General features: G+C 72.1%; 16 protein-coding genes. 7 read left to right on the top strand and 9 right to left on the bottom strand.

The window, feature by feature from the left end:
* Positions 1–7: 7 nt before the first annotated feature.
* Together CHB94_RS00090 and ocd are read left to right on the top strand one after the other, a co-directional pair.
* Positions 8–979 carry a transporter substrate-binding domain-containing protein gene (locus tag CHB94_RS00090; protein ID WP_089334561.1) on the top strand — a complete coding sequence of 324 codons (972 nt, stop codon included), beginning with the start codon at positions 8–10 and terminating at the stop codon, positions 977–979.
* A gap of 275 nt (positions 980–1,254) precedes the next feature.
* Positions 1,255–2,286, top strand: a complete 1,032-nt coding sequence (gene ocd, locus CHB94_RS00085; protein WP_089334842.1) for an ornithine cyclodeaminase — start codon at positions 1,255–1,257, stop codon at positions 2,284–2,286.
* A 527-nt stretch (positions 2,287–2,813) separates the two neighbouring features.
* On the opposite strand, the gene CHB94_RS00080 is transcribed toward ocd, so the two are convergent.
* The 4 genes from CHB94_RS00080 to CHB94_RS00060 all read right to left on the bottom strand — a co-directional run bounded on the left by CHB94_RS00080 (position 2,814) and on the right by CHB94_RS00060 (position 9,010).
* Positions 2,814–4,976 carry a DEAD/DEAH box helicase gene (locus tag CHB94_RS00080; RefSeq protein ID WP_089334841.1) on the bottom strand — a complete coding sequence of 721 codons (2,163 nt, stop codon included), beginning with the start codon at positions 4,974–4,976 and terminating at the stop codon, positions 2,814–2,816.
* 605 nt (positions 4,977–5,581) lie between these two features.
* Positions 5,582–7,066, bottom strand: coding sequence for a mannitol dehydrogenase family protein (locus CHB94_RS00070; RefSeq protein WP_089334560.1), 1,485 nt, complete (start codon positions 7,064–7,066; stop codon positions 5,582–5,584).
* The gene (locus CHB94_RS00065) at positions 7,063–8,238 is read right to left on the bottom strand and encodes a LacI family DNA-binding transcriptional regulator (RefSeq protein WP_176445336.1); all 1,176 of its coding nucleotides are present in this window, start codon (positions 8,236–8,238) and stop codon (positions 7,063–7,065) included. Before CHB94_RS00065 ends, CHB94_RS00070 begins: the two co-directional genes overlap by 4 nt.
* A gap of 43 nt (positions 8,239–8,281) precedes the next feature.
* The gene (locus CHB94_RS00060) at positions 8,282–9,010 is read right to left on the bottom strand and encodes an SDR family oxidoreductase (RefSeq protein ID WP_089334559.1); all 729 of its coding nucleotides are present in this window, start codon (positions 9,008–9,010) and stop codon (positions 8,282–8,284) included.
* Positions 9,011–9,232: 222 nt separating this feature from the next.
* Here CHB94_RS00060 and CHB94_RS00055 point away from each other — a divergent pair, with 222 nt between their 5' ends.
* The gene (locus tag CHB94_RS00055; RefSeq protein WP_254920295.1) at positions 9,233–9,940 is read left to right on the top strand and encodes a nucleoside/nucleotide kinase family protein; all 708 of its coding nucleotides are present in this window, start codon (positions 9,233–9,235) and stop codon (positions 9,938–9,940) included.
* Positions 9,941–10,040: 100 nt separating this feature from the next.
* Here CHB94_RS00055 and CHB94_RS00050 read toward each other — a convergent pair whose 3' ends face one another.
* The 4 genes from CHB94_RS00050 to CHB94_RS00035 are packed head-to-tail and all read right to left on the bottom strand — an operon-like array spanning position 10,041 to position 14,047.
* A complete protein-coding gene (locus CHB94_RS00050) occupies positions 10,041–11,000 on the bottom strand; it encodes an ABC transporter substrate-binding protein (RefSeq protein WP_176445335.1) in 960 nt (319 codons plus the stop codon).
* A gap of 20 nt (positions 11,001–11,020) precedes the next feature.
* A complete protein-coding gene (locus tag CHB94_RS00045; protein WP_089334556.1) occupies positions 11,021–12,127 on the bottom strand; it encodes an ABC transporter permease in 1,107 nt (368 codons plus the stop codon).
* A complete protein-coding gene (locus CHB94_RS00040; RefSeq protein WP_089334839.1) occupies positions 12,124–12,882 on the bottom strand; it encodes an ATP-binding cassette domain-containing protein in 759 nt (252 codons plus the stop codon). The genes CHB94_RS00045 and CHB94_RS00040 overlap by 4 nt, the downstream gene beginning before the upstream one ends.
* A 28-nt stretch (positions 12,883–12,910) precedes the next feature.
* Positions 12,911–14,047, bottom strand: coding sequence for a LacI family DNA-binding transcriptional regulator (locus CHB94_RS00035; protein WP_176445334.1), 1,137 nt, complete (start codon positions 14,045–14,047; stop codon positions 12,911–12,913).
* A gap of 248 nt (positions 14,048–14,295) precedes the next feature.
* On the opposite strand from CHB94_RS00035, the gene CHB94_RS00030 reads away from it, so the two are divergent.
* On the top strand, positions 14,296–15,549 hold the full coding sequence (locus CHB94_RS00030) for an AGE family epimerase/isomerase (protein WP_089334554.1): 1,254 nt from the start codon (positions 14,296–14,298) through the stop codon (positions 15,547–15,549).
* A 4-nt stretch (positions 15,550–15,553) separates the two neighbouring features.
* Here the strand turns inward: CHB94_RS00030 and CHB94_RS00025 are convergent, their stop codons facing one another.
* Positions 15,554–16,387, bottom strand: coding sequence for a class II fructose-bisphosphate aldolase (locus CHB94_RS00025; protein WP_089334553.1), 834 nt, complete (start codon positions 16,385–16,387; stop codon positions 15,554–15,556).
* 208 nt (positions 16,388–16,595) lie between these two features.
* Between CHB94_RS00025 and CHB94_RS00020 the strand changes: the two genes are divergently transcribed.
* The 3 genes from CHB94_RS00020 to CHB94_RS00005 all read left to right on the top strand — a co-directional run.
* Positions 16,596–17,570 carry a 1-phosphofructokinase family hexose kinase gene (locus CHB94_RS00020; protein WP_089334552.1) on the top strand — a complete coding sequence of 325 codons (975 nt, stop codon included), beginning with the start codon at positions 16,596–16,598 and terminating at the stop codon, positions 17,568–17,570.
* On the top strand, positions 17,567–18,955 hold the full coding sequence (locus tag CHB94_RS00015; protein ID WP_089334551.1) for an FGGY-family carbohydrate kinase: 1,389 nt from the start codon (positions 17,567–17,569) through the stop codon (positions 18,953–18,955). Before CHB94_RS00020 ends, CHB94_RS00015 begins: the two co-directional genes overlap by 4 nt.
* A 207-nt stretch (positions 18,956–19,162) precedes the next feature.
* A partial coding sequence (locus CHB94_RS00005) for a transposase (protein WP_176445333.1) occupies positions 19,163–19,455 on the top strand: 293 nt, incomplete at its 3' end.

Below are 19,455 nucleotides of genomic sequence, written 5' to 3'. Positions count from 1 at the left end.
GAAAGTCATGAGAACCCGTCTGCTGACCGCCGTCCCGGCGCTCGGGCTCGCCGTCGTCGGCGTGCTGACCGGCTGCGGCGCCCGGGTCGACAACCCTGGGGCCGCGGGCGCCACCACTCCGCCCGCCTGCCAGACCGAAGAAGTGCCCGAGGGCGACCCGCTGGCCGCGCCCCCGCTGCCCACTCAGGAGGTCGACCCGGCGCTGGCCGGCCTCGTCTCCGAGGAGACCACGGCGCAGCCCGTGGTCCTCGGCGTCGCCCCCGACCTGCCGCCGGTGAACTTCGAGAAGGACGGCGAGCAGCGGGGCTTCGAACCCGACCTGCTCCGCGCCGCCGGCGAGCGGCTCGGCGTCACCATCGAGTTCCAGATGCTGCAGAACCCGCTGGCCGCCTACAGCGCCGGCCAGGTCGACGGCATCGCCGGGTTCTTCAACGACACCAAGGAACGCCAGGAGGTCGGTTCCTTCGTCGACTACGTCAACGCCTCGGTGTCCACCGTCGTCGCTCACTGCAATCCGCTGGGCATCGTCGAGGCCGCCGACCTGTGCGGCAGGAAGGTCACCGCCGCCGTCGGCACCGTGCAGCTGCTGCAGATCACCGACGCCGCGGCGCCGGGCTCCCTCATTGCCCTCTGCGAGGAGGCCGGCGAGGAGCCGCCGGTCCCCGTCCAGGCCGACACGTCGGTCTCGGCGGTGCAGACACTGTCGGCCGGCCGCGCCGACGCCATGGTCATCGACGCACCGATCGCGCTCAACGTCGTGCAGCAGTCCGCGGGCGCGCTCTCGATCGGCTACACCGAGACCCTTCCGAACCCGGTCGGCGTCATGCTGAACAAGAAGTTCGACGCCGAGCTGATCCCCGCCCTGGAGCAGGCGTACCAGTCGCTGGTCGACGACGGCACGTACACCGAGATCCTCGAGGCGTACGGCATGGTCACCGGGCACGTCGACGAGATCACCGTCAACCGCGGCGAGGCCTGACTCGACGCGTGGATCGAACATCGTCGGTCCGTGCCCGGCAGCGGCGCCTGCGGCCGTATCGCGGTGGTTGACAGCCCGACGCCCCATGCCCAAAGGGCATGACGGCAGGCAATTACTGGCATTGGACTGGCATGGCGCTCCCCTGGATCGTCTTCGATGGCGCAGCCGTCACGAGCCGCGGGGGGTCAACCGTGCCGGTGGGAGCAGCTGGGCACGGCGGCAGAGCCCGAGAGCCACAGCCGCAGCCGCAGCCGAGATGGAGAGTGAGGATCGAGATGACGGAGTTCGTCGGCGTTCGCGACATGGCCCGCTGGATCGCTGAGACGGGAGTGGAGAACGCCATCGACGGCATCGCCCGCTACGTGGAGCAGGACTTCCGGCAGTGGCAGGCTCTCGACAAGACGCCCCGCGTCGCCAGCCACACATCGTTCGGCGTCATCGAGCTCATGCCCGTCAGCGACTCGAGGACGTACGCCTTCAAGTACGTCAACGGCCATCCGTCCAACCCGGCCCGCGGCTTCCAGACCGTCACCGCCTTCGGTGCGCTGGCCGACGTGTCGAACGGCTACCCGATCTTCCTCGCAGAGATGACCCTCTTGACCGCACTGCGCACCGCCGCGACGTCGGCCGTCGCGGCCGCGGCCCTTGCGCGTCCCGATTGCCGACGACTGGCTCTGATCGGTGCGGGCAGCCAAGCCGAGTTCCAAGCCTTGGCGATGCGGGGCGCGCTGGGCATCGAACACGTCGCCGTCTGGGACATCGACCAGGCCGCCTCGGCCAAGGTGCAGCGCAACCTGGAACCACTCGGGTTCACCGTCACCATCGCTTCTTCCGGACAGGAGGCGGTCCGCGGCGCGGACGTCGTCACGACCTGCACCGCCGACAAGGCGCTGGCCACGGTGCTGCCCGCCGCCTGGGTCGAGCCGGGCATGCACATCAACGCCATCGGCGGGGACTGCCCCGGCAAGACCGAGCTGGATCCGGCGATCCTGCGCGACGCAGGTGTGTTCGTGGAGTTCACTCCACAGACCCGGATCGAGGGCGAGATCCAGGTCATGGAACCGGACTTCCCCGTGACGGAGCTCTGGGAAGTGATCACCGGTCGGCGCGCCGGCCGCACATCGGCCGATCAGGTCACGGTGTTCGACTCCGTCGGCTTCGCCGCCGAGGACCTCTCCGCCTTGCGTTACGTACGCGACGCCGTGCGGGGAACACCGTGGGTGGACCACATCGACCTGGTCGCCGAGCCCGATGACCCCAAGGATCTCTTCGGCATGGTCACCGCACTCTCACCCCTCCCGGCCTGAGGAGCGGCCGCACCGCAACCGGCCCCGCCGGCCACCGCCCGTCGTCGCCCCCGCTCGACCAGCTCCGTGCACTCGCCACGTTCATCGGTATCCCGGTCGCGGGGGCGACCCGCAACGCGGCGCCGCGCCTGATCAGCGAGCCTGCTCACCACCCCGGCCACCGGACAACGGGAAGGGGCGACGGCGGGCGCGGCGAACCGCCCTCGACGTTCGGTGCAGGGCGCCACCGCCCGTCGGTCGATGACGACACCGAAGGTGACACCACGAAGAACACAACAGCGGATCTGGTGCGGTTCGGTCCTCCGGCCATGGGCTGGACGGACGATCTGCCGAGCTGGCCCGCCGGTGGTCGGTGCGGTCGCCCCGGGCCGTGATGCGGTCGCCGAGCACCGGGCGCTGGAGGAGGTGACCCTCTCTCCCGCGACCCCGAGCGGCGGCCGAACTGCTCGCCCACACCTGGCCGTGACCGCCACGACTCTCAGCCAGTGCACCGAGCGCGGCACCTGAGGCCCACGGCGCTACTCGGGTCAGCGGCGGGTGCGGGAAGTCTCCGGCGCCTGCGACAACGCGTCGGTCAGCAACGCGACGAGGGCCTCGAGCTGGACGTCGGCCGAGGACTGCGCCCCCTCGTCGGAGCCGTCGAGCGCCCGCGCGGCCAGCCCGGCCTTGCTGTCGATCAGCTCGGCGATCCGGGCGTCGAGGGTCTGCGCGGCGATGATCCGCCACGCGGTGACGGGTTCGGTCTGCCCGATGCGGTGGCTGCGGTCGATGGCCTGCGTCTGCTCCGCATCGGTCCAGGACAGCTCTGCCAGCACGATGTTGGAGGCGACCTGGAGGTTGAGCCCCACCCCGGCCGCGGTCAGGGAGCAGACCGCGACGGCGACGTCCGGATCGTTCACGAAGGCGTCGATGTTCTTCTGCCGCGAGGTGGGCGTCTGGTCGCCGCGGATCGACGAGTAGCGCACCCCGAGCCTCTCGAGGCTCTCCTCGGCGACGTCCATGACGTCGACGTGCTTGGCGAAGAACACCACCTTGCCCGCGCCTCGGGCGAGCTGCGCGGCGTAGTCCGCGGCGAGGCCGGCCTTCGCCTGTCCGATGCGCCGCATCATGCTGAAGACGTTCTCGCCGGTCGACGTCGTGCTCGTCTCCTTGAGTTCCCGGCCGGCCACCCGACGCACGAGGTCCATGTCGATGCGGCTGTCGATGCCTGACACGACGGTGTCGGACGCGCGGGCCGCCAGGGCGCTCTCGTACCGGGACACCAGCCGGCGCGCGAGGTCCCGCTCGGCCGCCCGGATCGACCGGCCGGCCTTGTCGTCGAGCTCGACGGGCAGATCGGCGATGCGGCGCGCGGGGATGTCGGCCGCCACGTCGACCTTGCGACGACGGACGATGCCGAGGTCGATGACGCACTGGCGAGCGGCCGGATAGAACCCGGGGTCCGCCGGGGTCAGGCCGGCATCCTCCAGGCAGTCCATCAGCTCGCCGACCGGCTGGGTGTCGTCGATCCAGCCCAGGAACTGCCAGATGGCGCGGAAGTCGTCGATGTCGTTGATCAGCGGGGTGCCGGTGAGCGCCATGAGGAGCGGGCGTGCGATGCGCGACCGGATGCGATCGGAGAGCTCCAGCACGTGCTGCGACCGCTGCGAGGTCTTGTTCTTGATGAAGTGCGCCTCGTCGACGACCATGCCGCGGAAGCCGAAGTCGCCCAGCCAGTCGACGTGCCGGTCGAGCACCTCGTAGTTGACGACGACGATGTCGGCGAAGCCGTCGATCCTCTCGCCGTTGCCCTGGATCACCGTCGCCGGGCGGTGCGGCGTCCAGCGGCCTGCCTCGCGGGCCCAGTTCGTCTTGACCACGTTCGGCACGACCACGAGCAGCGGGTAGGCGTTCGCCGCCTCGGCGGCCAGCAGCGACTGCGCCGTCTTGCCCAGGCCCGGCTCGTCGGCGAGCAGGAAGGTCCGGTGGCCGGCGGCGGCCGCGGCCACCAGCCGGGCCTGGTGCGGCATCAGCTCCAGGCCGGCGGGGACGTGCCACGGAGCCGGCTCAGGGAGTTCCATGCAGGCCGGGGCGCCGCCGCCGGCGCGCTCGAACGAGCTGAGCAGCGGGCCGAGCAGCTCCCAGCCGGCCAGCCGGCGCGGACGTGGTGGAGCCGGCCGCGCGGCGGAGAAATCGGGGGCGAGGAAGGGGTTGGCCAGCTGCCGCGAGATGACCGACTGCGGCACCACCCGGCGTTCGGCGAACGCCGAGGAGGCGGCCGGCTCTGCCGGCGGCGGCGCGTCGGGGACGGGCTCGATACCGGCGACCCTCAGCATGTCCCGCTTGCGTGACCTGGCAGCGTCGGAGGCGACGGCGTCGTCCGCCAGCAGTGCGAGGAGTGCCGAGTCGCGCACGGCCACCCTCGCGAGGATCGCGGCGATCCCGTCCAGGCGCTTGAGCTGCTCGGCCCGGGAGGTGGCGCTGCCGGTCTGGTCCGCCAGCACACGGGCGCGCTCCTCGCGCAGCAGCAGAGCGACGGCCTGGAACTCGGCGCGCACAGAGGGCGTCGCGGCGCGACGCTGGATGGCCGCCTCGACGTCACGGACGGAGCGGGCGAGCACCGCCATGACGTCGTCGCCACCGCGGACGCGCCGCTGGTTGCGCGGGGCGTTGCGGCGCGCGCCCGTCGGGCGACGGCCTGGTCGAGCCACGAACTCCTCCTCTGCCATGCCCGGCGCGGCTGCGACGGCAGGCTGCCGAAGACAGCCCCCAACCCGACGGCGGAGGCCGTGAGCCGGGACCCTGCTCCGCCACGACCCACGAGAGATCGATGCCTCCGCGCGGACGGCCGGCCACGGTGGGGACCTCAGCCGCCGGGTCCATCGCCGGGGGCACCCTCGGCAGAACGAAAGCCGTTGCCGACCGAGCGGCGCGTGCCTGGGCGCTTGCTGGACCCACAGTAGTACCTGTCGGCACGCGCGGGCGTGGACGCGCGCGGACGAGGCACGGGGCGGGCACCACGTCGTTCTCGCCCTCGCAGCGAGAGCCCTCGTCGGGCGCCCTGACCTCGGCCCATGCGAGCCGTGCAGATCACCCGCTTTCACGGTCCCGAGGTCCTCGACGTCATCGACCTCCCGGAGCCTGTACCCGGTCCGGGCCAGCAGCTCTACGACGTCTCCACCGCGGGGGTCAACTACGCCGACACCCACCACCGGGTGTCCAGACCTCCACCTCGGGGCCGATGGACCGCAGGTCCGGTTCGAACATCGTCGCCCCGGGGGCTGTGTGACGACACCAGGTGGGAGAGGCCTGGCGGTCACGAGGTGACGAGGTGCGCCACCGCCCCGCGGGCTCCCAGCCGGTTCAGCAACGCTGCGGACCGCGAGTAGGCACCACGAAACCGCTCGTCGCCGACGAGATCGCCGAAGACCTCCTCGAGCGTCAGAACGGCCAGCGGATCCTCGTGCTGGGACCGCACCAGCGGGATCAACTGCTCCAAGCGGGCGTCCACCACGGCGATCGGGTTGCCGTCCTCGTCGGTCCCTGCGGCGTACCGGGCCCATGCGGCCACGGCCAGCACGGCGATGTCGATCGGACCGCCGTGGCTGAGCTGGTCGCGGATGACCGGGAGGAGGAAGGTCGCGATGCGCTCGGAGCCCTCCGCGCAGTTGCGGGCGAGGGTGTCGCTGACGGCGGGGTTGGCGAAGCGTTCGAGCAGGCTGCGCCGGTACTCGGCGAGGTCGGTGTCCGGTACCGGCGGGAGCGTCGGCGTGGCCTCGACGCGCATGTACCGCTCGACCAGCTCGGCGAAGACCGGATCAGCGAGCACCTCGTCGACCCTGCGGTGCCCGGCCAGATATCCGAGGTAGGACAGGACCTGGTGGCTGGCGTTGAGCAGGCGCAGTTTCATCAGCTCGTACGGGCGAACGTCCTCCACGAGTTGGACCCCGACCTCGTCCAGGGGCGGACGCGCGTGGCTGAACCGGTCCTCGAGGACCCACTGCAGGTACGGCTCGGCCACGACCGGCCACTGGTCCACGACGCCGGTCTCGGCCGTCAGCCGCCGACGGTCCTCGTCGGTGGTGGCCGGCGTGATCCGGTCCACCATGGAGTTGGGAAAGGCGACGGTGGCGGCGATCCAGTCCGCCATGCCGTCCTCGCCGTCGGCCTGCTGGAGCCGCGCGAACTCGATCAGGGTCTGGCGGGCGAGATTGCCGTTGCCCTCGACGTTGTCGCAGGAGACGACGGTGAAGGGCGGCGTCCCGGCATCCCGCCGCCGACGCAGCGCCTCGGTGAGCAACCCGAAGGCGGTGCGCGGCAGCGGCCTCCCGAGGTCGGCGGCCAGCGCGTCGTCCAGACGGAACCGGCCGGTGGTCTTGTCGGTGCTGTACCCGCCCTCGGTGATCGTCATGGTCACCATGCGCGTCGCCGGCGCGGCCATCACCCCCAGGACCGCCTCCGGGTCCTCCTCCAGCAGCAGGAGGTCCCGCAGCGAACCGATGACCGACGGCTCGATCGACCCGTCGGCGGCCTTGAGCACGAGGGTGTAGAGCCCGTCCTGGGCCCGCAGCGCCGCATGGAGCGGCCGGTCGACGGCGAGCACGCCGACCCCGGTGATGCCCCAGTCGGCGTGCCCTCGCGCGAGCAGGCGGTCGAAGTAGACGGCTTGGTGCGAGCGGTGGAAACCGCCGACACCCAGGTGAACGACGCCACTGCGGACGGCGGCGCGGTCATACGTCGGTCGCCGCACCGTCTGGGGCAGCGTCGCCAAGGTCGTCTGACGAAGGAGCGAGGTGGTCACGGTGTCGGCTCCTCCACGAGCGACGGGACCGGGATCGCGGCCGGCCGGTGGGCGTGGGCGTCGGGCGTTGCGGCCTGGACGTGCGAGGCGCTGGGCCCCGCACCCGGGAAGGAGCTGGGGAACAGGACCGCCGACTGGGCGGGAGACCAGCACGATCGTCGCTCCACGAGCCGGACCGGGGTGACGGTGCGCCTGCGGAAGCGGCGTCCGGGCGTGGCGAGCCGCTGGATCACGCGTTCGGCAGCCATGTGCCCGAGGGTCGCGGGGTCCTGGTCGATGACGGTCAGTGCCGGCGAGAGCATGTGCGCCATCGGGAAGTCGCCGAAGCCGACGACGGCCCAGGTGCTGCCGGCCAGCGCCGGGACGAGGGTCATCGTCGTGCGGGCATCGGCGCTGACGAGCGCCGTCGGGGGCGGACCGGCCCGGCGGAGACGACCGACCACCTGCTCGGCGCGTGAGGGATCGGTGGCACCATCGGGGGCGGACCGGCTGCAGGAATCCGAGGCACCGCGGGAGCCCCAGGCGCCGAAGGTGACGAGGTTCCCGCTCGGCTCGAGTCCCGCATCCACCAGGGCCGACCGGTAGCCGGCGAGTCGCTGGCCGGTCGTGGACGTCCGTGGGTCGTCCCCGACGAAGGCGATCTCCCGGTGGCCGTGGGAGATCAGGTGCTCGGTGGCGATCCGGCCGCCCTCGTGGTCGTCCCCGAGGAAGGCGTCGGCGGTCAGTCCCCGGGGAGGGCGGTCGACGAAGACGACGGGGAGCCGGGCGGCCCAGGTGCCGAGATGGCCCTGGTCCTGCGACGTGGGTGCGACGACCAGCCCGCTGAGGGAGCGGCGGAGCAGTGATTCGAGCGCGCCCGCCTCCCGCTGCGGGTCGTACCCGAGGCTGCTCACCACGACCCCCATGTCGGCACGGGCCGCGACCTCCTCCACCGCCTTGGCGATGACGGCGAAGAAGGGGTCGGCGATGTCCGGCACGGCCACGCCCAGGACCGGGGACCGGCCGGTGCGGAAGGTGCGGGCGAGGGAGTTGGGCACGTAGCCCAGCTCCCGCATCGCATCGGCGACCCGCGCCCTCGTCTCCGGCAGCACGTGCGGGTCGTCGTTGAAGACGCGGGACACCGTCTTGGCGCTGACCTTCGCGAGGACGGCGACGTCCCGCATCGTCGTCATCGCGGAACGGCCCCCCGACCCCCGGAGAGCGACCTAGTCACGCTCACCGGGCGGTGTAGCCACCGTCGATGGGCAGGGAGACCCCGGAGATCATCGACGCACCGTCGCTCAGCAGGAAGACGATCGGCGCGGCGATCTCGTCCTCGGTGGCCCACCGTCCGAGGGGCATCTGCTCGAGGAACGGTCCCTGGATCTCCGGACGTCCCCAGTAGAACGCCGACATCTCCGTCATCACCACGGTGGGGTTCACGCTGTTGACGCGGATGCCGTACCTGCCGAGCTCGAGCGCCGAAACGCGGGTGATGTTGTCCAGCGCCGCCTTCGAGGAGCCGTAGGAGATGTGGCCGGACAACGCCACGAGACTCGCCTGGCTGGAGACGTTCACGATGGCACCGCCCTGGCCGAGGCGGATCATCGAGGCGGAGGCGTACTTCGTCACCAGCAGCGCGCCGCGGGCGTTGATGCTGATCACCTTGTCGAAGACGGCGATGTCGGTCTCCATCGGAGTGGCGATCTCCCCGCCGAAACCGCCGCAGTTGACGACGCCCCACAGGTCCAGTCCCTCGAGCGCCGAGCGGACGCTGTCCTCGGACGTGAGGTCGAAGGCGAGCGTGCGCGCGCCGGTTTCGGCGGAGAGCGCCTCCAGACCTTCGACCGAACGGCCAGTGGCGATGACGTCGGCCCCGGCGGCCACCAGCTGGCGGACCGTGGTGCCCCCGATGCCCCCGGTCGCACCGGTGACCAGAACGGTTCGGCCGTCGAAGTCCGTCATGTCAGCGCATCTCCTCAGCAGGGTCCAGCACGGTCGGATTCCGGCATCCAGCGGCCGGTGCTGCAGCGATGCAACCACAGTCCGCCCCTTCATGTCACCGATGACATGGACCTGGAGGATCGCGTTGATATGGATGTCGCAGCGTCCCTACCGTGCCGCAGGGATGGCCGTCGGTCTCCGTCCCGGCAACGCTCGACGGCCAGACAGAGAGGACAGGACCCCGTGCACCAGGCACCCCGGTCCCGCACCGGCCCGCCCCCGGTCGTCCGCGAGTCGCTGCAACAGCTGGTCGATCGCGCCGCGGCCCTGGCGCGTCCCGGTTCCCGGCGCATCCTCGGCATCACCGGTGCGCCGGGGGCGGGCAAATCGACCCTGTGCGCGGCCCTGCTCCCCTCGCTCGGCGACCAGGCGGCCCTGGTGGGGATGGATGGGTTCCACCACGCCAACGTGGAGTTGCGGCGCCTGGGGCGCAGCGATCGCAAGGGCGCGCCCGACACCTTCGACGTCGACGGCTACGTCGCCCTGCTGACCCGACTGCGGGCGCGGTCCCCAGGACCGATCTACGGGCCCGTCTTCGACCGCGCTCACGAGGAGCCCATCGGCAGCGCCGTTCCGGTGTTCCCGGACGTTCCGCTGGTCATCACGGAGGGCAACTACCTGCTCCGGGAGGACCACGGCTGGTCCGCGGTGCGCGCCTGCTTGGACCAGCTGTGGTACCTCGACGTCCCACCGGAGATCCGTGAGCAACGCCTGATCCGTCGCCGCGAGTCGTTCGGTCATGAACGGCAGGCAGCCGAGGACTGGGTCCGCACCGTGGACGGACGCAACGGCCGAACGGTCGAGACGTCGCGGTCGCGTGCCGAACTCGTCGTGCACCTCGACATGCCCGAGAGATCCCCGGACGGGACGGAGCTGCCCGTCCCCGGCTGACCCGCCCCCCGGAGCACGAGCGACGCCTCGTCCCCCGGGGAGGGACGGGGCGTCGCTCGTCCCCGGGGGCCGGCGCGGCAGACCGCGCCGGCACCGCGGATCAGCAGTCGGAGCGGTAGAGGGCGTCCTGGTTGTCGGCCAGGTTCTCCTTCGTGATGATCGTGAAATCGGTCTGGATCTCCGCCTCCGGCTCCTCGCCGTTCAGCGAGGCCACCACCTGCTCGAGACCCTGGCGCCCGATCTCCGCCGGCTGCTGGGCGACGAGGGCCTGGACGGTCCCGGCCTCCAGCGCCTCGACCTGGGCCGGGCCGGCGTCGAAGCCGACGACGGTCACCTGCTCCTGGGCGCCGGCTTGGCGCAGCCCGGTCGCGGCGCCCTCCGCCGCGAACAGGTTGGTGCCGAAGATGCCGATCAGGTCGGGGTGGGCCTGGAGGGTCGAGGTGACGATCCGGGCGCCCTCGGCGGGGTCGTTCTGCGCGTACTGCGTCGGCAGGGCCGTAAACTTCGGGTCCTCGGCCAGGGCGTCGAGGAAGCCCTTGATCCGCGCCTCGTTGGTGCTGATGCCGGGCTCGTGCCCGACGACGAGCACCGTGCCGCCCTCGGGATTCGCCTCCTGGATGGCCTGGAAGGCCGCCGCGCCGCCACCCTCGTTGTCCGAGGCGACCTGGGTGACCGCCATGGACGGGTCCTCCAGGGTCGTGTCGACGAGACCGACGGTGATGCCGGCGTCCGCCGCGACCTTGATCGGGCGGTACATGGCGCTGACGTCGGTCGGGGCGATGAGCAGCCCGTCCGGCTGGCTGGCCACGACGCTGTCGACGATCGGGGTCTGCAGGGCCGGGTCGAACTGCTGGGGGCCCTGGACCGTCACCTCGACCCCGAGGTCCTGGGCCGCCTCCTGGATCCCGCACTCCATCGTGATGTAGAACTCGTCGCCCGCCACGCCCTGGACGAACGCGACCTCGTACGTGTCCTGGCCGCCGCCGCCCCCGCCGTCACCGCCGCCGTCGTCCCCACCGCAGGCGGCCAGGCCGAGCGCGAGGGCCGAGACGGCCGCCATCCTGGCAGTGGTCCTTCGATTCACTGTGCTTCCTTTCGACGAGCCCCGACGGGGCGGGAGAAACGGGAGGACAAGGAACGACGGTTGCTCGCTCCACGGGCCGCCGCTGCGCGGCGGACCTGGTCGATGTAGACGGCCGCGATGAGGAACGCCCCCACGACGACCTGCTGCCAGAAGGGCTGGACACCCATGATCACGAAGCCGTTCTGCAGCACGGCAGGGATGAACAGGCCGACGACCGTGCCGGCGATCGTCCCGATGCCCCCGAAGAGGCTCGTACCGCCGATGACGACGCCGGCGATGACGTTGAGCGCGGTGTTCGACTGGCCCGCGATCGTGGTCGACGCGAAGAACGCCAGATTCAGGATCCCGGCCAGCCCGGCGCAGAACCCGGCGAGGGTGTACACGAGGACGAGGTGACGGTCGACCCGGACGCCGACCCGCCTGGCCGCCTCGTCGTTTGAGCCGACGGCGTACGTGTAGCGCCCGAACCGGGTCCGGTGCAGCAACACGGCCCCAAGCACCACGACCACGAGCGAGATGATCGAGAGGTAGGGGATCTGTCCGAACAGGCGCCCGAAGCCGATCGTGTCCGTCAGCACCGTGGGGGCGCCGCGGACGTCGATCCCGCCGGTGAGGATCTGCGCGCCGCCCAGAGCCATGCCGAGCGTGCCCAGGGTGACGATGAGGGGCGGCACCTTCGCCTTGGCGACGAGCACCCCGTTGAGCAGGCCCCAGAGGGTTCCGGACACGCAGGCCACCAGGACGCCGATGAGCGAGACCCCGACACCCTGACCCCCGAGTGCCTCCATCGTCTTGGCCGCGACCACCCCGCTGAAAACCAGCACGCTGCCCACGGACAGGTCGATGCCGCCGGTGATGATCACGAACGTCATGGCCACGCCGATGATCGCGAGGATCGAGACGTTGACGACGATGTTGCGGAAGTTGTTGACCGACAGGAACGCGTCGGGCTCGGCCACGCTGAAGAGCACGACGAGCACGAGCAGCACGGCGAGGATTTGGAAGGCCTGAGCGCTCAGGAGCCGCTGCCAGGGCGTCTTTGGCAGCTCCTCCTCGGCCGGCGCAGGTCCCGCGGCCTGCTGCTGCCCCGTGGCGGTGGTCACGCCGCCTCCTGGCTGATCGCCCCGGTCATGGCTCCCACCAACTCCTCCATCGAGGTCTTCTTCGCGTCGTAGGTCGCCACCCGCCGCCCCAGCCGCAGCACCTGGATACGGTCGGCCACCTCGATCACGTGGGGCATCGAGTGGCTGATGAAGACGACGGCGATACCGCGGTCTCGGACCCGCCGGATCAGATCGAGCACGTTGCGCGTCTGCACCACGCCGAGGGCCGCGGTGGGTTCGTCGAGGAAGATGACGCGACTGGCCCACGCCGCGGCGCGGGCGACGGCGATCTGCTGGCGCTGGCCGCCGGACATCGAGCCCACCGGCGCGGCGAAGTCGCGCACCGTCGCCCCGAGGTCGGCGAACGCCCGGCGGGTGTGCTCCTTCATCTCGTTGTGGTCCATGAACCCCAGCCGCCCGAGGAGACCGGACCTCATGACCTCGCGACCGAGGTACATGTTCTGCACCGGGTCCAGGTGCGGCGCGAGCGCCAGGTCCTGGTACACGGTCTCGATGCCGAGCGACCGCGCCGCCGTCGGGCTGTCGATCGTGACCGGCTTGCCGTCGCTGAGCAGCTCACCCGAGTCGACCGCGAGCGAGCCCGAGAGCGCCTTGACCAGCGTGCTCTTGCCGGCGCCGTTGTCCCCGATGAGTGCCACCACCTCCCCGGCATTCACATCGAAGTCAGCGCCATCGAGGGCACGCACGTGCCCGAACTCCCGCCGGAGGCCACGGGCCTCCAGGGCGGGGGTCACCGCGTTCCCGCCTGTCCGTGTGGCTGCGTCATGGTCGACGCCCCCTTCCGCTCCGTCGTGCTCCATCTGCTGCTTCCTGTCGTGGTGCGGGCCGCATGTCCCGCTCCGCCGGGGAAGCCGGCGGGCGTCTTCCGTCCGCCCCGCTGTCCCGTCCGCCCGACGGCCCCGGCGGACGCAGCTCGCCGGATCCGCGTGGCACCAGGCGGACCGGCACCACGACCGTCTCGGCGGGGGCGTCGAGGTCCTCGAGCCGGCGGAACAGGCGGTCCGCAGCGGCGCGCCCGATGAGCTCCGGGTCGTGGTCGATGACCGTGACCGCCGGCTCTAGGGAGTCAGCCATCGGGAAGTCGTCGAAGCTGACCACGGCCACGTCGGTCCGGCCGCTGCCGTGGAGCAGCGGAACCAGCCCCAAGGAGCAGCGCATGTTCGAGGAGAAGATCGCGGTGGGCGGCCGAGGCCCAGAGAGCAACTTCTCCGCGGCCTCGCGGGCCTGTTGCGCCGACCCGGCGCCGACGGCCACCAGCGACCCGTCGTCGGGGATCCCCCGCTCGGCCAGCGCCCGGCGGTACCCGGCCAGGCGCAGCCGGGTCGTCGGATTCCGGAGCTCTGAACCGAGGAAGCCGATCCTGCGGTGACCGTGGTCGAGCAGGTGGCGCGTCGCGGCCTCCCCCGCGGCCAGGTCGTCGACGAGCACGGCGTCGCTGGTGATGTCCTCGGGCAACCGGTCCACGAAGACCACCGGGGTCCGTTGCTGCGTCCCGGCCAGGTAGGCGTGGCTCTGCGACATGGGGGTCACGATGAGACCGGCGACCTGGCGGACCAGGAGGCTCTGCACGATCACGCTCTCCCGCTCGGGCACGTGACCGACGCTGGAAACCATCACTGCCAGGCCGCGCTCGTGGGCCTCCTGCTCGACAGCACTGGTGAGCCTGGCGAAGAACGGATCGGCGAGGCTCTCCACCACCAAGCCGATCACGTCGGCCCGGCCCACCCGCAACGACCTGGCGACGAGGTTGGGCTGGAAGCCGAGGTCGGCGATGGCCCGCTGCACCCGGGCGCGCGTGCTCGGAGTGACGTGTTCGTCCTGGTTGACCACGCGGGAAACCGTCTTCGCACTCACGGCGGCGACGCGGGCGACGTCACGCAGCGTGACGCGCGCAGGCACGAGGAACCCCTTCGGACACAGCCGCAGGACCGCCGCCCACCGGTCGGGAGGTCCTCGGTCGAACGAGCACGGCACGCACCTTTGCGAGTCGGACGTCTCTGTCACGGGGTGACGCCGGTCATGGAACAAGCCCGTGTCAACGATGTCAACACCTCGATACACGACTGAGACACGACCGTTTCCGGCGACTAGGGTCCGTCCTCTGACCGCTCAGGCCGGCTGGAACGGCCCCGCTCACAGGAGGACCCATGACGCTCACCGGCGGTGACGAGCAATCCGGCTCGTGGACCTCCCTGCCGGGACATCGCGCTTGGCTGGACGGCGAGGCGGACCGGCTGCTCGGCTTCGCCGAGGGCGCCGGCGAGGCTGCGATCGGCTTCGCGTGGCTCGACGAGGACGGCCGACCCGACCGCGACCAGCCCCCGCAGCTGTGGATCACCGCCCGGATGACGCACGTCTTCGCACTCGCCCACCTGCGCGGCCGCCCGGGCGCCGGGCTGCTGGCCGACTCCGGACTGGCCGCCCTGACCGGCCTGTTCCGCGACGCCGAGCACGGCGGATGGTTCTCGTCCTTGACCAGCGAAGGCGCGCCCGCCGTCACGGACAAGGCCGCCTACGACCACGCCTTCGTCGTCCTCGCGGCCGCCAGCGCCACGGCCGCAGGACGTCCGGGCGCCGGCGACCTGCTGCAGGAGGCGCTGGCCGTGGTCGAGCGGCACTTCTGGCAGCCCGACGAGGGCCGCTGCGTGGAGAGCTGGGACCGGACCTGGACGGAGCTGGAGCCCTACCGGGGCGCCAACAGCAACATGCACATGGTCGAGGCCTTCCTCACTGCGGCGGCAGTAACCGGCGACGACCGGTGGCTCACCCGGGCCACGAGCATCGCCGAACGACTCGTGCACACGGCCGCCCGGGAGAACGGCTGGCGGCTCCCTGAGCACTTCGATCCCGGGTGGCACCCACTCCCCGACTACAACGCCGACCGCAAGAACGACAAGTTCCGTCCCTACGGGTCCACCCCGGGCCACTGGCTCGAGTGGTCGCGTCTGTTGCTGCACCTCGAGGCGGCCCTGGGAGGAGACGGACCGGACTGGCTGCTGGCGGACGCCAGGAGCCTCTTCGGAGCGGCGGTAGAGGTCGGATGGGCGCCGGACGGGGAGTCCGGCTTCGTCTACACCCTGGACTGGCAGGACCGGCCCGTCGTCGCGTCCCGACTGCACTGGGTCCTCACCGAGGCCATCGGCGCAGCGGCCGCCCTCGTCCAGCGCACCGGTGAGGCCGAGTACGAGCGCTGGTACCGGACCTTCTGGGATGAGGCCGCCGCCCGGTTCATCGACCGAGACCGCGGCAGCTGGGTGCACGAGCTGCCCGTCGGGGACGCGGAACCGGTCTGGTCCGGGAAGCCGGATGTGTACCACGCCTACCAGGCGACGCTGCTGCCGCAGCTCCCCGTGGCACCGGTACTGGCGGCCGCCCTGCGGCGGACTCTGCGCGACGGCTGACCTGTCACTCCGCGAGGAGCCGGACCAGCCTCTCGACCTCCTGCGCGGTCGCCGTCCTCGCCGCCCCGAGGTACTTGCGTGGGTCGACCAGCGCCGGGTCGGCGGCGAGGACCTCGCGGACGCGCCCGGTGAACGTCCCGTTCAGGTGCGTGGAGATGTTGATCTTCGTCATGCCGGCTGCGACGGCCTCACGCAGATGGTCGTCCGGAACGCCGGAGGAGCCGTGCAGCACCAGCGGCACCGGCACGGAGTCCCGGATGACCCCGATGAGTTCGAGGTCCAGCTGGGCGGTGCGGGACGTCATCGCGTGGGAGCTGCCCACCGCGACTGCAACGGCATCGATCCCCGTGGCCTCCACGAATCGAGCGGCGTCCTCCGGTCGCGTCCGCACACCGGGGGCGTGGACGCCATCCTTGCCCCCGATCTCGCCGATCTCGGCCTCGACGGAGACGCCGAGGGCGTGCGCCCGCTCGACGACGCCGCGCGTGGCGGAGAGATTCTCCTCGACGGGGAGGGTGGAGCCGTCGAACATCACCGAGGTGAAGCCGAGGGCCAGGGCCTGCTCCACCAGCCCGACGTCGGTGGCGTGGTCCAGGTGCACCACCACCGGCACGTCGGCCGCGTCGGCGATCTCCAGCATCGCGCGGCCGATGGGCGCCAAGGCCCCGTGGTAGCGGACAGCGTTCTCGCTCAGCTGCAGCACGGTGGGCCGCCCGGCGCCCTCCGCCCCGGCCACGATGGCCTCGGCGTGCTCGATCTGGATGACGTTGAAGGCGCCCAGTCCGCGGCGCCCCTGCTGTGCCGGGGCCAGGACGTCGGTCAGTGCTGCGCGTGGCACGGCGTGCTCCTCGGGTCGGATGTCCCCCGGGGCGTCCTGGATGGGCTCGGGGGTGGCGGGAAAGCCCAGCGGGCCGCCGGCGCGCGGGTCGCCCGAGCTGTCCGGGGAATCGAGGACGCCCGCCGCCCGGCGGCGAAGGTAGCAGCAGCCCGCTCTAGCCTGCTGACCGGCGAGCGCCAGGAGCGCCGGTCGCCCACGAGGAGGACACGTGCAAGGACCCCCCGCAGGCCCGACGATCCACGTCGTCAGCCCGAACCCCGCACAGGACCGTCTGCAGGTGGTGTCGCGCCTGGTGGTGGGTGAGGTGCACCGCGCGACCGAGGTCATCAGCCGGCCGGGCGGCAAGGGCATGATCGTGGCCCGGGGGGTGGTGCGGCTGCGCGGCCGTGCCGCGTTGCACGGCTTCGTCGGCGGTTCCGTGGGCGCGCAGATCTCGGCGGGGTGCCGGGAGCTCGGCATCGAGGACCGTCAGGTGCCGATCGACGGGGAGACCCGGGTGACGACCGTGATCGTGGACAGCACCTCGGGCACGTCCACGGTGGTCAACGAGCCGGGTCCCGAGGTGCGCCCCGCGGACGTGGATGCGCTGGTCGAGGGGCTGCTGGAGGCGGTCCGGCCGGGCGACCTGGTGGTGTGCACCGGCAGCCTCCCGCGCGGCGCCCCCGTGGACCTGTACGCGCGGTGTGTCACCTCCCTGCGCGGGCGGGAGGTGGTGACCGTGGTCGACACCTCCGGACCGGGACTGGCCCTGGCGGTCCGGTCCGGGCCCGACGTGCTCAAGGTCAACGAGGAGGAGCTCCGCGCCGACGCCGACCTCGCGGAGCCGGACGACGACCCGGCGGACCTCTCGGCCCTCATGTGCCGGGCCGTGGATGCCGGGGTCGGGGCGGTCATAGTCACCCGTGGCGCGGCGGGCCTGTCCTACCGGTCGGCGACCGAGGGGTGGGACGTGCAGAGCCCAGCGGTGTCCGTGGTCAACGCCACGGGCTCCGGAGACATGATGCTGGCGGGGTTCGTCACGGCCCTGGCACGCGGGGACGACCGGCAGTCGGCACTGCGCACAGGCGCCGCCGCCGGAGCCGCCAACGCGGCCCGGCTCGAACCGGATCTCAGCGGGCCGGACGAGGTCGTCGAGCTCCGTGCCCACGCTGTGGCCACCGGCGTGCCGGGAGTGCGGGGGTGAGCGCGACCTTCCTCGGGATCGACGTCGGTACGACCCGCACGAAGGCGGTACTGCTCGCGTCCGACGGTTCCGTCGTCCTCGCCACGGCCGCCGCTCCGACGCCCCAGGGGGACTCCGGCGGCGTCGCCGTCCACTCCCCGCGGGCGATCAGGGAGGTCGCGGTCGACACGGCACGGCGCGCCCTCGCCGAGGCCGGTTCGGAGGCCCGCGCCGCGCTGGGCGGGATCGCCGTGACGTCCGTGGGCGAGGAGGCGGTGCTGCTCGACGCCGCGAGCCGGCCGGTCGGGGACGTGCCCACCTGGTTCTCCGGCGTCGGGCACGGCCCGGCCCGGGAGCTCGCCGCCGAGCTGGACCGCCACGCTCCGGTGACCGGCCTCCGGCACCCTGAGTACACCGTCCACACGCTCGCCTGGTGGGCGCGCACCCGTCCGGCCCAGGCGCAGACCGCCGTGACGATGACCGACCTGGGCAGCTGGCTGCTGTCCTCCCTGGGGCCGGGCGACCTGGTGATGGACCACTCCCATGCGTCCCGAACCGGCCTCTTCGACGCGCCCACCCGATCCTGGCGCCCCGAGGGCCTGAACGTGGTGGGGATGGGCGGGCTGACGCTCCCCCGGCTGGTGCCCTCGGGCACCGTGGTCGGCGAGCTGGGGACGGAGGCTGCGGCGGAGTTCGGCCTGGCGCCCGGCGTGCCGCTGGTGACGGGCGGGCACGACCACTTCTGCGGCGCCCTCGCCGCGGGCGCGCGTTCCCCCGGCGACCTATTCATCTCGGCGGGGACCTCCGAAGCACACCTGCTGGTGACCGACTCCCTCGACCCGGGAGCGACTGCCGACAGCGAGGTCGGCTGCTTCGTCACCGACGGGCTCTACTACCTCCACGCGGCGCTCCCCTCCGGCGCGCTGTACCTGACCTGGACGCGGTTGCTCGGGCTGGATCCCGCCGCGCCGCTGGACGCGCTCCTCGGCGAGGAGCCGGTCGGCAGCCGCGGGGTCCGCGGGCACATCTCCGCCGACCGCAGGCTGTCCCTGACCGGGGTGCCGGTCGACGCCGACCCGGCGACGCTGCTGCGCGCCCTCATGGAAGCCACCGCGGTCTCGTCCCGGGAGCTGACCCGCCATCTCAGCCGCACCGCGGGCCGGGCCGTCGTCCAGCGCTTGCTGGCAGGCAGGCCCGCGCAGTCGCCGGCCTGGCGGGAGATCCGCGGGGCGATCGGTGAGGGCGCCGCCGCCTTCGTCGACGCGCAGGAGGCGACGGCCCTCGGCGCGGCCCACCTGGCCGTGCGGGGTGTCACCGGCACACTGCCGGCGCCGCTCCCGCGACGCCACCTTGACCCGGACCTGCCGCCGGCCCGCCGTCAGGAGTACGCCCGCGCGTTCGGCTGACGCGCGGTGGAGTGCTCGAGCATGTCGACGACCTCCGTGTGGAACTCGCGCCCTCGTGGAGCCGGCTCGGTGGAGAAGTAGCCCGACCTGAGCCTGGTCGATGCATCGACTGCTCTCCGCGAAGCGACTGGGGGGTCGTACCGCCGCGCTCCCGCTGTCTCGCCCCGGGTCTGATGGAGGCTCTCAATCCACTGGAGGATGAGAGTCATGGCGGCACCGAGGAAGTACCCCGACGAGCTGCGGGAGCGGGCCACCCGGATGGCCGTGGAGGCCCGGCGTGATCCGGCCACCCGCCCGGGTGCACTGGCCCGCATCGGCAAGCAGCTGGGCGTCAACCCCGAGACGCTGCGCAACTGGGTGACCCAGGCCGAGATCGACGAGGGAACCCGTCCGGGCACTACCACCGACGATGCGACGCGGCTTGCCGAGCTCGAGCGCGAGGTCCGTGAGCTGCGCCGCGCGAACGCCATTCTGAAGAGCGCGTCGGCTTTCTTCGCGGC

This window comes from Blastococcus mobilis, assembly GCF_900188025.1.
Taxonomy (GTDB): domain Bacteria; phylum Actinomycetota; class Actinomycetes; order Mycobacteriales; family Geodermatophilaceae; genus Blastococcus_B; species Blastococcus_B mobilis.
This window is presented reverse-complemented; position numbering and strand designations above follow the sequence as displayed.